The sequence below is a fragment of the Dyella sp. SYSU CM1112 genome (genome assembly GCF_058216415.1).
Map to the genome: position 1 here is coordinate 1 of NZ_JBZEGI010000137.1, position 269 is coordinate 269.

Consider the following 269-nt stretch of genomic DNA (forward strand, 5'->3'; position numbering starts at 1 on the left):
CCGTGATCGTCGGGCCATTACCACGCAAGCTCACGTCGGTAACGTCAAATGAGACGGCACCGTCGTAAAGGTTGATGTTCTCACCGAACGGATGCTCACCCAGAGGCTCGATGTTTTGATCGACCTGGATCAGCTTCTGGTATTCCTGGTCCGGAGTCACCGAAGCAGTCTGGGCGCGACACAAACCGGCCACCACAAACAACGCCGCTACCCACAGGCAGCTCCCTTGCCAACGTGCATGCATCGAATTGTCCCCTTGAGCCCGCGCA

Annotated in this window: 1 protein-coding gene; it reads right to left on the minus strand. The window is 58.0% G+C overall.

Features of this window, described 5'->3' with window-relative positions:
- Window positions 1-244: hypothetical protein (locus tag AC4HNJ_RS21955; protein ID WP_490481736.1), on the minus strand; the 244-nt coding region annotated here is incomplete at its 3' end.
- Window positions 245-269 lie beyond the last annotated feature (25 nt).